Origin of the sequence: Streptomyces sp. Go-475 (genome assembly GCF_003330845.1) — a bacterium.
Classification (GTDB): domain Bacteria; phylum Actinomycetota; class Actinomycetes; order Streptomycetales; family Streptomycetaceae; genus Streptomyces.
In genome coordinates, this window is the sequence record NZ_CP026121.1 from 1184771 (window position 1) to 1200151 (window position 15381).

16 protein-coding genes are annotated in these 15381 nt (G+C 71.3%); 7 read left to right on the forward strand and 9 right to left on the reverse strand.

Translation table 11 applies throughout. The features are described from left to right. Positions 1-155: 155 nt before the first annotated feature. Entirely contained in the window at positions 156-1160 is a 1005-nt protein-coding gene (locus C1703_RS05355) for an EamA family transporter (RefSeq protein WP_114250803.1), read from the reverse strand. Positions 1161-1236: 76 nt separating this feature from the next. After that, a complete protein-coding gene (locus C1703_RS05360) occupies positions 1237-1794 on the reverse strand; it encodes a Clp protease N-terminal domain-containing protein (RefSeq protein WP_114250804.1) in 558 nt (185 codons plus the stop codon). Positions 1795-2017: 223 nt separating this feature from the next. Here C1703_RS05360 and C1703_RS05365 point away from each other — a divergent pair, with 223 nt between their 5' ends. After that, entirely contained in the window at positions 2018-2446 is a 429-nt protein-coding gene (locus C1703_RS05365; protein WP_114250805.1) for an SRPBCC family protein, read from the forward strand. Positions 2447-2582: 136 nt separating this feature from the next. Here C1703_RS05365 and C1703_RS05370 read toward each other — a convergent pair whose 3' ends face one another. Beyond that, on the reverse strand, positions 2583-3209 hold the full coding sequence (locus C1703_RS05370) for a PadR family transcriptional regulator (RefSeq protein WP_114250806.1): 627 nt from the start codon (positions 3207-3209) through the stop codon (positions 2583-2585). A gap of 104 nt (positions 3210-3313) precedes the next feature. Then, positions 3314-3772, reverse strand: coding sequence for a helix-turn-helix domain-containing protein (locus tag C1703_RS05375; RefSeq protein ID WP_114250807.1), 459 nt, complete (start codon positions 3770-3772; stop codon positions 3314-3316). An 86-nt stretch (positions 3773-3858) separates the two neighbouring features. Between C1703_RS05375 and C1703_RS05380 the strand changes: the two genes are divergently transcribed. The 3 genes from C1703_RS05380 (at position 3859) to C1703_RS05390 (ending at position 6588) form a co-directional block, all read left to right on the forward strand. Further along, positions 3859-5160, forward strand: coding sequence for an MFS transporter (locus tag C1703_RS05380; protein ID WP_157993082.1), 1302 nt, complete (start codon positions 3859-3861; stop codon positions 5158-5160). Next, positions 5046-5696 (forward strand): HAD family hydrolase, encoded by a 651-nt coding sequence (locus C1703_RS39575; protein ID WP_232840734.1) that lies wholly within the window; start codon positions 5046-5048, stop codon positions 5694-5696. Before C1703_RS05380 ends, C1703_RS39575 begins: the two co-directional genes overlap by 115 nt. Positions 5697-5769: 73 nt before the next feature. After that, on the forward strand, positions 5770-6588 hold the full coding sequence (locus C1703_RS05390) for a PhzF family phenazine biosynthesis protein (protein ID WP_114250809.1): 819 nt from the start codon (positions 5770-5772) through the stop codon (positions 6586-6588). A gap of 49 nt (positions 6589-6637) precedes the next feature. Here the strand turns inward: C1703_RS05390 and C1703_RS05395 are convergent, their stop codons facing one another. Beyond that, positions 6638-7438, reverse strand: coding sequence for a type II CAAX endopeptidase family protein (locus C1703_RS05395; RefSeq protein ID WP_114250810.1), 801 nt, complete (start codon positions 7436-7438; stop codon positions 6638-6640). A 287-nt stretch (positions 7439-7725) separates the two neighbouring features. Then, positions 7726-9243 carry a glutamate-cysteine ligase family protein gene (locus tag C1703_RS05400; RefSeq protein ID WP_114250811.1) on the reverse strand — a complete coding sequence of 506 codons (1518 nt, stop codon included), beginning with the start codon at positions 9241-9243 and terminating at the stop codon, positions 7726-7728. 562 nt (positions 9244-9805) lie between these two features. On the opposite strand from C1703_RS05400, the gene C1703_RS05405 reads away from it, so the two are divergent. The 3 genes from C1703_RS05405 (at position 9806) to C1703_RS05415 (ending at position 12317) form a co-directional block, all read left to right on the forward strand. Beyond that, positions 9806-10390 carry a hypothetical protein gene (locus C1703_RS05405; RefSeq protein WP_037768402.1) on the forward strand — a complete coding sequence of 195 codons (585 nt, stop codon included), beginning with the start codon at positions 9806-9808 and terminating at the stop codon, positions 10388-10390. Positions 10391-10794: 404 nt separating this feature from the next. Further along, entirely contained in the window at positions 10795-11001 is a 207-nt protein-coding gene (locus tag C1703_RS05410) for a DUF5999 family protein (RefSeq protein ID WP_114250812.1), read from the forward strand. Positions 11002-11282: 281 nt separating this feature from the next. Then, complete coding sequence (locus C1703_RS05415) at positions 11283-12317, forward strand: LacI family DNA-binding transcriptional regulator (RefSeq protein ID WP_198678095.1); 1035 nt, start codon at positions 11283-11285, stop codon at positions 12315-12317. Between the two features lie 112 nt (positions 12318-12429). Here C1703_RS05415 and C1703_RS05420 read toward each other — a convergent pair whose 3' ends face one another. From C1703_RS05420 to C1703_RS05430, 3 genes are read right to left on the reverse strand one after another with little or no spacing between them, the layout of a single operon-like run. Beyond that, positions 12430-13494, reverse strand: coding sequence for an endo-1,4-beta-xylanase (locus C1703_RS05420; RefSeq protein ID WP_114250814.1), 1065 nt, complete (start codon positions 13492-13494; stop codon positions 12430-12432). Positions 13495-13546: 52 nt separating this feature from the next. Then, a complete protein-coding gene (locus tag C1703_RS05425; RefSeq protein WP_114250815.1) occupies positions 13547-14386 on the reverse strand; it encodes a carbohydrate ABC transporter permease in 840 nt (279 codons plus the stop codon). Continuing rightward, positions 14383-15381, reverse strand: a complete 999-nt coding sequence (locus tag C1703_RS05430; RefSeq protein ID WP_114250816.1) for a sugar ABC transporter permease — start codon at positions 15379-15381, stop codon at positions 14383-14385. Before C1703_RS05430 ends, C1703_RS05425 begins: the two co-directional genes overlap by 4 nt.

A 15381-nucleotide genomic window follows, 5' to 3' on the forward strand; every position in this document is an offset into this window, starting at 1 on the left:
CCCCGGATCAGTCGGGATCGGCGGGGTCCACGGACTTCGTCTGCGGGCAGCACCGTTCGGCCCGGCGGCGAAAGCGCCGGGCGCGGTTTCCGGAGGGCCCGCCTCAGGCGGCCGGAGGCGGAAGAACGAGCGTGTTCGAAGGCATGATCGGCACCCTATGCGGTCGTCCCGGGGGTCGACAATTCCCTTTCCGGGCCGCCGCCGGCCACCGGCCGGTCCGAGCCCTTCGCGGGCGTCGAGGACTGCGCGATGAACGCGCCCAGCAGCACGATCACGCCCCCGGCGATCTGCGGCGCCGACAGGTGCTCGCCGAGCAGCACCCAGGCCAGGACGGTGGCGATGACCGCTTCGAGGCAGGCCACCACCCCGGCGACCTGCGGGGAGAGCCGGCGCACGGCGAGCACGCCGGTGATGTACGCGACGACCGTGGCGACGAGGACGATCCACCCCAGCAGGACGACGGCGGCGACGGGTGTGCCGTCCAGGTGCGCGGTGCCCGTGAGCACCGACCAGTCCATGTTCCAGGGCCGGGCGACGACGGTCAGCACGGCCGCGCCGACGAGCAGGCCGTAGGCGATGACGCCGAGCGGGTCGGGCGCCTCCTGGCCGGCGTCGCTGCCCTGGTCGGAGAGGACGAAGTAGCCGACCTGGCAGCAGGCCGCGCCGAGCGCGAGCAGCAGGCCCAGGGCGTCGAAGCCGAGGCCCGACCACACCTCGACGACACACGCGAGTCCGCCGACGGCGAGGACGACGCCGACGGCCGCCGCGCGGGTCACGGGCCGCCGCTGCACGAACCGCACCCAGCCGAGCACGAGGGCGGGTGCCAGGTACTCGATGAGCAGGGCCACGCCGACCGGGATACGGGAGAGCGCGGCGAAGTAGCAGGCCTGGACACCGGCGACGGCCAGCAGGCCGAAGCCGGCGAGCAGTCCGGGGCGGCGGCGCAGCAGCGCGCGGTGGCGGACGGCGAGCGGCAGCATCACCACGGCCGCCCCGGCCACCCGCAGCCACACCACGTGCAGCGGGTCCAGGCCGGCCTCGATCAGTGGTTTGGCGGCCACCCCGGAGCCGCCGAAGGCGACCGCGGACAGGATCGCGAGGCCGAGCCCCACGCCCTTGCCGCGCCTGCTCGGACTGCTGTCAGACGTACGCACCGGCACATGATGACAGGCCCTGACAGGAGCGTCACCCTCCTTGGCACCTGTCTCACTGCCTGGACGGGACGCGCGGGCCCCGTCATGGAGCGGTTTCGCCGCCGCCGACGCACTCCTGAGGCCGGCCGGACCGGCTCTCGAGCCGGGCGAGCACCTCGTGCGCGTCGATCCCGGCGCGTTCGAGCACCTCGACCGCGCGCGCCTGCGGGTCCACGACGATCGCCGCGAGCAGATCGGTGCCGCGGGCCGGTCCGCCGTGCCGCACGGCGCGTGCGCAGGCGTACTCCATCGAGGCCGCGGCCAGCGGCGAGAAACCCGCGGCCTCGGTGACCACGGGGACGGCGCCGGAGTCCTCGACGCCGCTCTGCCAGCGCAGGCCGTAGCCGATGCTGCGCTGGACCAGGTAGCCGAGCAGCCGGGCGATCCGGGGTCCGTCCCCGAAGGCGGCGCGTGCCTCGGGGTCGGACTCCAGCAGCGAGTGGAGCAGATGGGCCGTGTCGATCTGCCGGTCCCCGTCCCGGACCGCCCGGCGGCGGGCACCGGCGATCATCGAGGCCAGTTCGTCACTGAACCTGGCATCGTGCTCTGCGCGGTGGACGCCGTGCTCGTGGGCCGACTGCCGGGGGATACGGGGTTGCACATCCCCTACCCCATCAGCCTCGCCGGGCCGGGTCATCCCCGGAGCGAAGCATTCTCGGCTCCCACGGGAAGTGGACACCGCCGACCGGAATCTCCTCCTTGCGGAGGACATCAGGCTGTTTCATACGGAGGACGCACCAGTTCTGACAGTTCGTCAGTATTGAACATTGCAGCCGCCCCGGCTACGTTCCGCGACATCCAGCACGGCTCGGAGAGGTGGTCGCATGGCCGAAGTCAGCGCGGAGTCACGCATCGGGGCGCCGGCCGAGAAGGTGTGGGCCCGGCTCACGGACTGGTCCGCGTACGGCGAGTGGAACACGACCCACACCGGTTTCCCGTCGGGCGGCCCCGAACCCCTCGAAGTGGGCGCGACCTTCCAGGAGAACATGCGGCTGATGAACTTCCCGGCGGAGGTGGAGTGGACCGTCGAGGAGCTGGAACCGGCCCGGGTCCTCGCCATCCGCGGCAAGGGCCCGATGGCCGTGACCGTGGCGACGCGCTACACGCTCACGCCCGACGGCGACGCGACGAGGGTCCGGATCGACGGCACGTTCACGGGCGCGACGGTGTCCCTGATGACGGGAAAGCTCAAGGACTCGGCCACGGCGGCCCTCAACGAGTCGCTGCGCAGGCTGGACGGGCTGGTGACTTGAGACCCACTACGGGAAGCCTCATGTCCGAGGCCTGAGACATGAGGCCTCAGACATGGGGCCTGAGACCTGCCCCACCCGGCACCCGGAAACACCGAAGCGCCCCCGGACCACTCCGGGGGCGCCTCCGCCGTGAGGTTCAGTCCTCGTCGGCAAGGATCAGGTACAGCTTCTTGCGCGCTTCGTTGATGACGCCGAGCGCCTTCTCCCGCTGCTCCTTGCTGCCGGTCTTCCAGACCTGGCCGAAGGCCTCCATCAGACCGAAGCCGGCCTGGCGGATCTCGCCGAGGGCCTCCCAGTCGACTCCGCGGGAGGCCTCCTCCCAGGGCGCCTCGGGCCCGTCGTCGGCCGCGGCACGGCCCGCCTCGGTGAGTGAGAACAGCTTCTTGCCGCCCTCGGACTCACTCGCGATCAGCCCCTCGTCCTCCAGCAACTGGAGGGTGGGGTACACCGAGCCGGGGCTGGGCTTCCACGCCCCGCCGCTGCGCTCGGCGATCTCCTGGATCATCTCGTAGCCGTGCATCGGCCGGTCCTTCAGCAGGGCCAGGATCGAGGCCCGTACGTCACCGCGCCGCGCCCTCCCCCTCGGTCCGCCGCGCCCTCGACCACCCCAGGGGCCAGGGCCGAAGCCCGGACCACCGGGCCCGCCCCAGCCGGGGCCACCCGGGCCGAAGGGACCGAAGGCCGCGCGCAGTCCCTCGAAACCGCCCCGACCGTGACGCGGTCCGCCATGGCCATGCCCGTGCTCAAAACCATGGGTACGCATCGCAACCACTCTCCATTCCATCGTTGATCTGTCGCGATGCCTCAACGATATATCGGAACAGTTCGCATGACAAGACCCGACCCGTCCGGCCGAGAGCCCGCCCCCTACCGGACCTTCCGCACCTGGGTGGTGTCGGCGTCGAGGGGGGTGCCGTCGGAGCCGGTCGGTACGACTTCCGGCACAGGGGTGCCGTGCTGGTCGACAAGGACGGAGTGGGCCTCGCCGGGGGCGAAGGCGTGCCGTTCCCCCCACTGCCGCAGGGTGAGGATGACGGGGAAGAGGGCGCGGCCGGCATCGGTGAGCACGTATTCCTGGCGGCGGCCCGATGGTGCGGTGCGCCGCGCGAGGAGCCCGTGAGCGGTGAGCTTGCGGAGGCGGTCGGTGAGGATATTGCGGGCGATGCCCGTCCGTCGCTGGAACTCGGTGAACGATCGCGCCCCGTCCATCGCGTCGCGGACGACGAGAAGGCTCCACCTGTCGCCGACGAGGTCGAGCGCCCGGGCGACGGGGCAGTCGGGGTCGGTCCAGTCGAGGTCCGGTGTGCGCATGGCCGTGCGCGACATGACGCCTCCCAATGAGTTGCGGATTGAAACCATCATGCCGTACGGTCAAAATTGGTTGCAATCTGCTACTGATTGGAGGGGGTCCGATGAACGCATGGCGGCGATTACTGCTCGCGGTGGTGTGTGGTGTCGCTGTGGCGAGCATCTATGCCGCGCAGCCGGTGCTCGAGCCGATGGGACGCGATCTCGGTCTGCCGGCGGAACGCACGGGGTGGATCGTCGCGACCGGCCAGTTCGGCTATCTCGCAGGGCTATTGCTGCTGGTGCCGCTCGGTGATGTGGTCGACAGGCGCCGACTCATCGCCGTGCATCTGACGATCACGGCGGCGGGCATGACCCTGACAGGCTCGGCATCAGCCGCATGGGTGGCTTTCGCGGGGCTCGCGACGGCGGGAGCGTTCGCGGTCGTGGTCCAGACGACGGTGGCCTACGCCGCCTCGGTCTCGCCGGCTGCCGAACGCGGACGGAACATCGGTGTCGTCACCTCGGGCGTCGTGGTCGGCATCCTGGGCGCCCGGGTCGTCACCGGCACCCTCGCCGAGGTCTGGGGCTGGCGCAGCGTCTATGCCGTACTCGCGGTGCTGTCACTGGGGCTCGCAGCCCTCGTCCTCGTCGCACTGCCGTCGGAGGAGCGCCCCGGCCCGACCGCGCGGTACGGGCAGCTCGTCGTCTCGCTCGGCGGACTGTTCGGGCAGCGCCTCTTCCTGACGCGCGGGCTCATCGCGTTCTTCTTGTTCGCATCGTTCGGAACCCTGTGGAGTGGACTCTCCCTGCCCCTGGCGGACACGCCGTGGCAGCTGAGCGAGAGCCAGATCGGACTGTTCGGCATCGCCGGACTCGCCGGCGCGCTCGGCGCGGCACGCGCGGGACGGTGGGCGGACGCGGGACGGGCGGCCCCGGTCACCGGTCTCGCCCTCATCCTGCTCATCGTCTCGTGGGCGGCGATCGCGCGGTTGCCGTGGTCACTGTGGCTCCTCATCGCCGGAATCGTGGTTCTCGACTTCGCGGTCCAGGCCGTCCATGTGAGCAACCAGCACCTGCTCACGGCCGCGCATCCGGATCGCGTCAGCAGCGTCATCGGCGGCTACATGGTCTTCTACTCACTCGGCTCCGCCCTCGGCGCAGCCGCGACCACCGCCACCTTCACCGCCTGCGGCTGGGCGGGCTCCAGTCTCCTCGGGGCCGGATTCGCGGCCTGCGCCCTGGCCGTCTGGGCGACCGACAGGCGACCACCTGCGCGGACAGGTCACGTGGTGTACTGCCGGTCATGCCGTTGCTGCTGCTCGACCTCGACAACACCCTCGTCGACCGCGACGCGGCCTTCCGCACCGCCGTCGCCGCCTTCCTCGCCGAGCACGGCCTGCCCGCCTCCGACCTGGCACCGGTGATGGCCATCGACGCGAGCGGCTACACCCCGCGGCACGAAGTCGCCGAGGCCCTGACCGGCCGGTACGGCGACAGGGTGCCCGCCGCGGCCATCCGTGCCTTTCTCGACCGCGGCGCCGCCGAGCACGTCGTCCTGGCGCCCTCCACCCGCGAGGCACTGGGCGCGGCCCGGGCGGACGGCTGGACGTGCGTCATCGTCACCAACGGCCGCGTCACCCAGCAGGAGGCGAAGATCCGTACCACCGGGCTCGACCGACTCGTCCAGGGCTGGGTCGTCTCCCAAGCCGTCGGCCACAAGAAGCCGGCCCCGGAGATCTTCCGGGCGGCGGCCGACGCCGCCGGTCTCCCCCTTCCGGGCGCGTGGGTCATCGGCGATTCTCCCCACGCCGACATCGCGGGCGCCGGCGCGCTCGGGCTCCGGAGCGTGTGGGTGGCGGACGGACGTGCCTGGACCGAGGACTCCTACCGCCCCACCCATGTCGCCGACGACGTCGCCTCCGCGATCGGCCTCGCCCTCACGACGTCGGGACAAGGCTGATCCCGGCGGAACCGGGCCAGCACTCGTGAATTGGCCTTGGTCCGCGGCTTGGCGGAGCCCCTAGCGTCGGGGCATGCGGATCCGAATCGTCGACGCCTTCACCGATCGCCCCTTCTCCGGCAACCCGGCCGGTGTCCTGCTCCTGAACGGCGCGGACGCCTTCCCGGACGACACCTGGCTGCAGAACGTCGCCCTGGAGGTCAACCACGCCGAGACGGCCTTCGCCCACCCGCTCCCCGAGGGCGGCGAGGCCGACTGGGCCCTGCGCTGGTTCACCCCGGCCGCCGAGGTCGCGATGTGCGGCCACGCGACCCTGGCCACCGCCCACGTCCTGCACACCACCGGCGTCCATGAGGGCCCGGTGCGGTTCGCCACCCGCAGCGGCGTCCTGGTCGCGACGCCCGGCGCGGACGGCTCCGTCACGCTGGACTTCCCGACGGCCCCGCTCACCCGGATCGACCCGCCCGCCGGTCTCGCCGAGGCCCTGGGCGCCGAGCCGCTGACGGTCCTCGACACCGGCCCGAACGTCGGCGACCTGCTGGTCGAGGTCGCCGACGAGAAGACGGTGCGCTCCCTCGGCCCCGACCTGAAGGCCCTCGCCGCCCACTCCGAGCGCGGCGTCATCGCCACCGCCCGCGCGGAGGACCCGGTCGGGGGCTACGACTTCGTCTCGCGCTGCTTCTTCCCGAACGTCGGCATCGACGAGGACCCCGTGACCGGCAGCGCCCACACCGCCCTCGCCCCGTTCTGGTCCGAGCGCCTGGGCCGCACAGGCCTCACCGGCCTCCAGGCCTCCCCCCGCTCCGGCCGCGTCCGCACGGAGCTGCGCGGCGAGCGCACCCTGCTGATCGGCAGGGCGGTCACCGTCATCGAGGGCGAGCTGCTCGCCTGAGACGGGAGGAGGGGCGTACGACACCGCTGTACGCCCCTCCCGCGTCTCGTCACGCCGTCGGCAGCCACCCCACCTTGCCCGCCAGCAGCGCGTAGCCCACGAACGCCCCGATGTCGAGCAGCGAGTGGGCCACGACGAGCGGGCCGACGCGGCCCCAGCGGCGGTAGAGGTAGACGAAGACGACGCCCATGACCATGTTGCCGATGAAGCCGCCGATGCCCTGGTAGAGGTGGTACGAGCCACGCAGCACGGAGCTGCCCAGCAGCGCGGCCGTCGGCGTCCAGCCCAGCCGATCCAGTCGGCGCAGCAGGTAGCCGACGACGATCACTTCCTCCAGTACGGCGTTCTGGATCGCCGAGAGGATCAGCACCGGGTACTTCCACCACACTGCCGGCAGCGCCTCGGGCACCACGGTGAGGTTGAAGCCGAGGCCGCGCGCCGCCAGGTAGAAGGCGATGCCCGTGCTGCCGATGACCGCCGCGATCGCCGCTCCCCGGCCGAGGTCGGGCCAGGGGCGGGTGCGGTCGAAGCCGAGGGTGCGCAGGCTCGCGCCCTCGCGCAGCAGGAAGTGCGCGACGAGCAGGACGGGCACGAGCGCCGTGGTGATCCCGAAGAGCTGCCAGGCGAGGTCGAGCCAGGGGCGGCCGGGCGCGGCCGAGGCGTTCATCGTGGCCGCCTGGTCCTTGAGCCCGCCCGGCTTGGTGACCGACCCGATGAAGCTGATCAGCGCGGACACCCCGCTCGCCCCCAGCGACAGCGCGAGGACGAGCAGCGTCTCGTCGCGGAGCATCCGCCGTGAGAGCCCCTGCTGGGGAATGGAATCGCCCACCGGGCTCGCCTCCGCCTGCACACCTGCCTCCACTTCACCGACGTGTCGGATCAGTATGGCGGCAGCGGCGGGCCACCCCACAGGCGCGTCAGGCACAGCGAAACCGGCCCGGCACTCCCACGTCCGGCGACACCGGCCCGGCACTCGGACCGCACGTCAGCCCACGACACCGGCCCGGTACTCCCACCGCGCCTCAACCCAGCGACGCCGGCCCGGCACTCCGACCGCACGTCAGTGCACAGCGACACGATCCGGCAGCCCGACCACGCCTCGGCTCAGTGACACGGGCCCCGCACTCCCACCGCGCCTCAGCCCAGCGAAGCCGGCTCCGGCAGCCCCACCGGCCAGCTGTGCACCGGGTCCCCCTTGTGCATCAGCTCGCGGTAGCGCCGGGTCGTGGCGGCCAGTGCGTCCTCCCTGGTGAGGCCCGTGTCCAGGGCCTTGTGGAAGGTCGCGGCCTGCCAGCTCGCCCCGTTCACCCGGCGCCTGCAGCGTTCCTCGATCACGCCCAGGTACAGGTCGCGGTCGGCGGGTTCGACGCCCCAGGCGTCCAGTCCGGCCTCGGCGAGCGGAAGCAGCTCGTCGCGGACCAGGCTCACCGCGTCGACCTCGACGGTGCCGCCGTACCGGCCGCGCCGGGGCCAGGTGAAGCGGGCGTCGATGCCGTCCTTGCACGCGGCGTCGAAGTTGGCGGCCGCCGCCTCGAACGGCAGCCGGGTCCAGACCGGCCTGGCCTCCTCGGCGAGGGCGCGGACGACGCCGTAGTAGAACGCCGCGTTGGCGATGACGTCGGTGACGGTGGGCCCGGCGGGCAGGACGCGGTTCTCCACGCGCAGGTGCGGGACGCCGTCGGCGATGCCGTAGACGGGACGGTTCCAGCGGTAGATCGTGCCGTTGTGCAGGACGAGCTCGGCGAGCGTCGGGGTGCCGCCCCGGTCGAGCACCTCGAGCGGGTCCTCGTCGTCGCAGATCGGCAGCAGCGCCGGGTAGTAGCGCAGGTTCTCCTCGAAGAGGTCGTACGCCGAGGTCACCCAGCGCTCCCCGAACCAGGTGCGCGGCCGGACGCCCTGGGCCTGGAGTTCGGGCGGGCGGGTGTCGGTGGACTGCTGGAAGAGCGGGGGCCGCGACTCGCGCCACAGCTCGCGGCCGAACAGGAAGGGCGAGTTGGCGCCGACGGCGATCTGCGCGGCGGCGACCGCCTGGGCCGCGTTCCACACGTCGGCGAACCGGGCCGGGGTGACCTGGAGGTGCAGCTGCACGGAGGTGCAGGCGGCCTCCGGGGCGATGGACTTCGACGTGCAGGAGAGGTGCTCCACGCCGGCGATGTCGAGCGTGAACTCCTCACCGCGGGCCGCCACGATCTGGTCGTTGAGGAGGGTGTACCGGTCGACGTCGGAGAGGTTCGACGACACCAGGTCGTCCCGGTCGAGCGTCGGCAGAATACCGATCATCACGATTCCCGCGTCGACTTCACCGGCTTTTCGGTCGGCATATGCCAGTGACGTGCGGAGTTCCTCCGCGAGCCGATCGAATACGCGGCCGCCGAGACGATGTGGGGGAATGTTGACTTCCAGGTTGAACATGGCGAGTTCTGTTTGGAAGTCTCGGCTCGCGATGCGTTCCAGGACTTGCCCATTCAACATTTTCGGCAGGCCGTCGGAGCCCGCGAGATTCAATTCGATCTCCAGCCCCATGAGGTTCTTCGGGCGATCGAACCGCTTCTCCGCCAGGAGCCGCTCCAAGCCCGTCAGGCACCGGCGGAGCTTGTCGCGGTAGCGCTGGCGATCGGACAGGTCGAACCGGCCTGCCACGACCTTCTCCCCCATCGATGCGTCCCTCCTCGGATGGTGCGGGCCGAAGACCCGGTTGCCGGGGTCCCGGTCAGGTGGAGGATGCCCAGCGAAAGCGATCGATAACGTCCCGGTCGGGGCCGCCGGCCGCTACGCTGGTCACGTGTGACCGGTGGCACATTCACTCGGCATGAAGCGGGGCACCGGTTTCGGGTGGTGCGGACTCGTGTGCGGACTCGTGAAAAACGCCGACGAGAATGGGCCGACCGGGTCGCGGACATTCGCCGAGGTCATCGCCGTACACCCCCGCATGGAATCGGGATAATTCTCGCGTACCGCCGACCGAATGTACCCTTGTTCTACTCACCGGAAACGGCTAGACGAAACACAGTCTGAACCCGTGTCGTATAAACTCCGCGAACAAGGCAGAAGGTTGGCGCCCACGGTCGATGGGTCATGCCGTCGAGGCGATGCACGGCGGACCCCACCCCCTCTCGTTCAAGACCCCGGCCCCTGCCTCTCTGACCTCCCGTGAGCAGACAGCGCCGTCCGCCCCCGCCCTCGCGCCACCGTGCCTTTGAATGAGAGGCGACCCACCATGCCGCTGCATGTCCCCCCGGCTCCCGCGCCCGCACTCCGTTCCGTCCTGACTGCCCTCTCCTCTCCCACCGCGGTCCGCGAAGCCCGAACTCCCGCCCTGCTCGGCGCCCAGGGGCCCGCCACGCCCGAGCTGCCCCTGCCCGTCCACGTCCTCGACGCGGTCACGGCCGAGGGCGTGCCGGTCACGCGGCTGGCCGGGTGGCGCTTCCTGATCCGCTGCGGCGACCGCGCCCTGGCCGCGGCGGAGACCATGCTGACGGCCGACGGCTGGGCCTTCTCCCACTTCTTCGAGGGCCCGTACATCACCTCGACCGAGCGCGCCCTGCGCCAGGCCGAGACGATGGCCCAGCCCTACCAGCCCCGCCTGCTGTCGGTGCCCGGCCTGTACATGCTGACGCTCTGGCTGCACGAGGACTGCACCGCGGACGGTGCCGTCGGCCACCCCGCCGCCACCGACCTGCTCGTGCCGCTGGCCCCCGCGCCTCCCGGCATCGCGGCCCACCGCCCGCACCGCGTCGCCGAACTCCTCCCCGTGCTGACCCACCGGGCGACTCCCACGCGCCTGCTCGGCTCACCCGCCTGACCCGAGCGCCGCGAAGTTCCCTCGCACCCGGTCGTTTCCCCGCACCCCGCCGCCGGAAATTCGCCGGCGGCGGGGGCGCTTTTCTTCTCTCTCGCTCGTAAGAGCACCTAATAGCTCGTACGAGCCCGGAGAGGCGGCCTCCCCGATCTGACTAGCCCCATCCGGCCACCGAGAACCACCCGAAGTGACAGTCCAGTTGGGATGAACCGTCCGGGCGGGTGACGCGTCCTGAACCAGTGAGTAGCGGTGCTGCGAAATCCCTGCGGATTGACGCCCGTGGGGCAACACTGGGTTCCGACGACTTTTCACGGGGGGCGGCCATGAACGAGACTTCCAGCCGCGGAACGAACACGACAGCAGACTCAGTCACCTCATCCGTCACGACAAACCGAAAGATCCCACCCATGTGCCAGCACCAGACACCGTGCCCTTCCGCCGACTCCGCCGACCGGGAATCCGCCCGCCTCGTGGCGCACCACCCGGAGCAGGGGTGGAGCCTGCTGTGCAACGGCGTGGTGCTCTTCGAGGACACCGGTGAGCTCCTGCCCGACGGCCGGATCATCGCCCCGCACCGCCCGCTGGCCGGCAGCCAGGTGATGACGGCAGCCTGAGGGCCGCGGGCGGGGTGCCGCTCCGTCCGCAGACAGACATGAGGGGCCGGCCGCAGGACCTCCTGCGCACCGGCCCCGACGCGCGTCCGGGGACCGTCACTCCCGTCACTCGCCGTCATTCCCCGTCATTCGCAGTTGTCCCTGCCCCTCCCCGTCATGGCCGTCGTTCCCTGTCATTCCCCGCGACGCCGCGTTCCCGGCTCGTACGCCTTCCCACGGATGCCCGTTTTCCGGAAGACTCCTGGAAGTTTCGCGGTCACCCGTCGGCGGAGGTGGGGCAAGTGGCAGCACGTGAGGCCGACGCGGAGGGCAGGGTCACGATCACGGAGATCGCCCGGCAGGCCGGCGTGTCCGTCCCGACCGTGTCCCGCGTCGTCAACGGCCGGTCGGACGTGTCGCCGCAGACCCGGGCCCGCGTCGAGGACCTGCTGCGCCGGCACGGCTACCGCAGGCGCCCCGCGGCCCCCGGCACCCGGGCCGCCCTGCTCGACCTGGTCTTCAACAACCTGGACAGCCCCTGGGCCGTGGAGATCATCCGCGGGGTGGAGGAGGTCGCGCACGCGGCCGGCGTCGGCACGGTGGTGTCGGCCATCCACGGGCGGTCGGGCGACGCCCGCGAGTGGATGCGCAACCTCCGGGCCCGGGCCTCGGACGGCGTCATCCTGGTCACGTCGGCGTTGGAGCCGATGCTGCACGAGGAGCTGCGGTTCCTCGGTGTGCCACTGGTGGTCGTCGACCCGGCGGGCTCCCCCGCCCTGGACGCGCCCACGATCGGCGCCGCCAACTGGTCGGGCGGCATGGCGGCCACCGCGCACCTGCTGTCGCTGGGCCACCGTCGGATCGGCCTCATCGCGGGCCCGCCGCGTCTCCTCTGCTCCCGGGCGAGGCTGGACGGCTACCGCGCCGCGCTGGAGGGGGCCGGCATCGCGATGGACGCCTCCCTCGTCGTCCCCGGCGACTTCCGCCCCGAGTCCGGCTTCGCCGCCTGCAACACCCTGCTCGACCTGCCCGAGCCGCCGACCGCCGTGTTCGCGGCCAGCGACCAGATGGCCCTCGGCGCGATCGAGGCACTGCGCCGGCGCGGGCTTCGGGTGCCGCAGGACATGAGCGTGGTGGGTTTCGACGACCTCCCGGAAGTCCGCTGGTCGGCTCCGCCGCTGACGACGGTCCGCCAGCCCCTGGCCGACATGGGCAAACTGGCCGTCCGCACGGTCCTGCGCCTCACCCGCGACGAGCAGCCGGACTCGCCACGGGTGGAGTTGGGCACCGACCTGGTGATCCGGGCCAGCACGGCACCCCCGGCGACACGCACCTGAACGGCCCACACACCACAGCCAGGCCAAGACCGGCACCGCCCCGCACCCGCACGGTCGGCAGCCCTGCGACGGCGCCCCGCCGCCCCCCGACGGCAGGGCGCCACCAGCCCCGCTACCTCCCCCCGAGCGCCTCACGCAGCGCGAAGTACGCCGGCTTCCGCCGCAGTTCCTCGTCCCACGGCAGGGCCGCGCCCTCGCCCGGGAAGAACGCGGGGATCCAGGAGTACTTGTCGGTGTAGTCCCACAGGGTGATGCCCACGCACCGGCGGACCGCCAGGCACGCCTCGGTCAGGTCGCCGTACCACTCGGCCTGCTGGGCCAGCTTCTCCTCGGTCGCGGGCAGCTGCATCCGGATGTCGACCTCGGTGAGCGCGGTGTCGAGGCCGAGCCGGGAGAAGCGGCGGAGGTTGTCCTCCAGCGTGGTGGGATAGCCGTACTGGAGCGCCAGATGGGCCTGGAGACCGATGCCGTGCAGCGGGACGCGGTCGGCCTTCAGCTCCTTGGCCAGCTGGTAGTACGCGTCGCTCTTCGGGCCGATCGCCTCGATGTTGTAGTCGTTGAGGTACAGCTTGACGCGCGGATCGGCCTGGTGGGCCCAGCGCAGCGCGTCGGCGATGTACCCGGGCCCGAGCGTCTTGTAGAAGATCGTCTCGCGGTACGTGCCGTCCTCGTTGAACGCCTCGTTGACGACGTCCCAGGCGAAGACCTTGCCCCGGTAGTGCCGTACCTCCGTCTGGATGTGCTTCTTCAGCACGGCCCGCAGCTCGGGGGCCGTCCACTCCCGCTCCGTGAGCCAGCCGGGCAGCTGGCTGTGCCAGACGAGCGTGTGGCCGCGCACCTTCTGCCGGTTGGCACGGGCGAGGTCCACGATCTCGTCGCCCTGGGAGAAGTCGAACACGCCCTGCTGGGGCTCGGTCGCGTACCACTTCATGCCGTTGCCGGGGGTGATCTGGTCGAACTCGCGGCCGAGCAGCGCCTTGTACGGCTCGTCGACGAGCTCGGGGTTGTCGGTCGCGCTGCCGAAGTAGCGGCCGTGCCGCTGGGCGAGTTCGGCGAGGGTCCGTTCCTTGCCGTGCCGTTCTTCCGCCTGTGCCGACGGGCCGGTGGCGATGCCTCCGAGCATCAGCGCGGCGGCGAGCGCCCCGGCGAGTCTGAGCCGGGTAGCGGTGGTGCGCATGGTGCGACTCCTCACGGTCAACGGGTGGGTGAGCCGTACGTCCGCGGGCGGGTCAGCCCTTCGTGGCGCCCGCGGTGAGGCCGCCGACGAGCTGGCGCTCGGCGACCGAGTAGAAGGCGAGGGCGGGGACCATGGCCAGCACCAGATAGGCGAAGACCTTGGCGTACTCCGCCGAGTACTGCCCCTGGAACTGCTGGACGCCGATCGGCAGCGTCCACCACTGCGCGTCGGTGAACACCAGCAGCGGCAGGAAGAAGTTGTTCCAGCTGGTGACGACGGCCAGCACCGAGACCGTGCCGAGCGCGGGCCGCGCCATGGGCAGCAGCACCCGCCAGAAGAAGCCGAAGGGGCTGCACCCGTCGAGGGTGGCCGCCTCCTCCAGCTCGCCGGGGATCTGCCGGAAGAAGCCCCGCAGGATGATGATGGTCATCGGCAGTCCGAAGGCCGCCTGCGGGAGGATCACGCCGAGCGGGTTGTCCAGCAGGTCCAGGGACCGCAGCAGCAGGAACAGCGGCAGGGCCGCCACGGCGAACGGGAACATCAGCCCCATCGTGAACAGCGTGAACAGCGCTTCCCTGCCGCGGAAGGCGAACCGCGCGAAGGAGAAGGCCGACAGCGCGGAGACGGCGACGACCAGGACGGTCGTGCCGACCGCGATGAGCGTGCTGTTGCCGATCAGCCGCCAGAAGTCGCCCGAGCCGAGGATCCCGGTGTAGTTGGAGGTCACCCACGACTCGGGCAGACCGACCGGGTTGCGGGACAGCTCGTCGGTGGACTTGAAGCCGGACAGCGCGGCGTAGAGCAGGGGCACGGCCATGACCGCGCCGACGACGACCAGGACGAGGTGCAGCGGAAGGGTCCTGCCCCTGCGCGTCTTCTGACTGGCTGTCACTTTCCGTCACCCCGCATGGTCGTGGTGGCCCCTTCCAGGTCGCGCCGGAGCACGAACCGCTGGTAGGCGAGGGCGAAGACGAGGCTGATGGCGAACATGACCACGCTGATCGCGCTGGCGTAGCCGACCTGGTAGCGCTTGAAGCCGTACTGGAACATGGTCACGGCCATCGTCTCGGAGTGGTGGTCGGGACCGCCGGCGGTGGTGACCCACACCAGGTCGAAGAGCTGGATCGCCCCGATGACCGACAGGAACACGCTGATGCGCAGGGTGGGCGCCAGCAGCGGCAGCGTCACGTTGCGGAAGCGCTGCCAGGGGCCGGCCCCGTCGATGAGCGCCGCCTCGGTCAGCTCCCGGGGGACGGCCTGGAGCCCGGCCAGGTACAGCATCATGTGGAAGCCGAAGTACTTCCAGGTCATGACCAGGAACAGGGTCGCCATGACGGTGGACGGATCGGCGAACCACTCCCCGCCCAGCCCGTCCAGGCCGACCTTGCCGAGGACCTGGTCGGCGAAGCCGTCGTCCGGGGCGAAGATCATGCCGAACAGGATTCCGGTGATCGCCTCGGACAGGACGTACGGCGCGAAGAACAGCATCCGGTACACCGCCCGGCCGCGCAGCCGCTGGTTGAGCAGGACGGCCATGGCGAGCGCGAACGGCAGCTGGACGACCAGCGACAGCACCACCAGGACCAGGCAGCGCCACAGGTCGCCGAGGAAGACCTCGTCCTGGAAGAGCCGGGTGAAGTTCTCGCCGCCGACGTAGTCGGAGGGCATGCCGAAGCCGCCCCAGCGGAAGAAGGCGGCGTACAGCGCGAACAGCATCGGCAGCAGGACGAGCCCCATGAACAGCACCAGGGCGGGCAGCTGGAAGCCCGTCGCGGTCAGCCAGTTCAGTCGGCGCCGCCGGGCGCGGCCCCTGTCCCGGCGGGCGGGCGGGGCCGGGGGGCCGGCGTCGTGGCCGGCCTGTTTGTCCGGCAGGTACGTGGAGGTCAT

Bases quoted from the DNA above. Each gene is read 5' to 3' on its own strand.
- C1703_RS05365 (WP_114250805.1), top strand. From the start codon at position 2,018: ATGGCCGAAGTCAGCGCGGAGTCACGCATCGGGGCGCCGGCCGAGAAG.
- C1703_RS05405 (WP_037768402.1), top strand. From the start codon at position 9,806: ATGCCGCTGCATGTCCCCCCGGCTCCCGCGCCCGCACTCCGTTCCGTC.
- C1703_RS05430 (WP_114250816.1), bottom strand. From the start codon at position 15,381: ATGACCTCCACGTACCTGCCGGACAAACAGGCCGGCCACGACGCCGGC.
- C1703_RS05410 (WP_114250812.1), top strand. From the start codon at position 10,795: ATGTGCCAGCACCAGACACCGTGCCCTTCCGCCGACTCCGCCGACCGG.
- C1703_RS05390 (WP_114250809.1), top strand. From the start codon at position 5,770: ATGCGGATCCGAATCGTCGACGCCTTCACCGATCGCCCCTTCTCCGGC.
- C1703_RS05375 (WP_114250807.1), bottom strand. From the start codon at position 3,772: ATGTCGCGCACGGCCATGCGCACACCGGACCTCGACTGGACCGACCCC.
- C1703_RS05370 (WP_114250806.1), bottom strand. From the start codon at position 3,209: ATGCGTACCCATGGTTTTGAGCACGGGCATGGCCATGGCGGACCGCGT.
- C1703_RS05400 (WP_114250811.1), bottom strand. From the start codon at position 9,243: ATGGGGGAGAAGGTCGTGGCAGGCCGGTTCGACCTGTCCGATCGCCAG.
- C1703_RS05380 (WP_157993082.1), top strand. From the start codon at position 3,859: ATGAACGCATGGCGGCGATTACTGCTCGCGGTGGTGTGTGGTGTCGCT.
- C1703_RS05420 (WP_114250814.1), bottom strand. From the start codon at position 13,494: ATGCGCACCACCGCTACCCGGCTCAGACTCGCCGGGGCGCTCGCCGCC.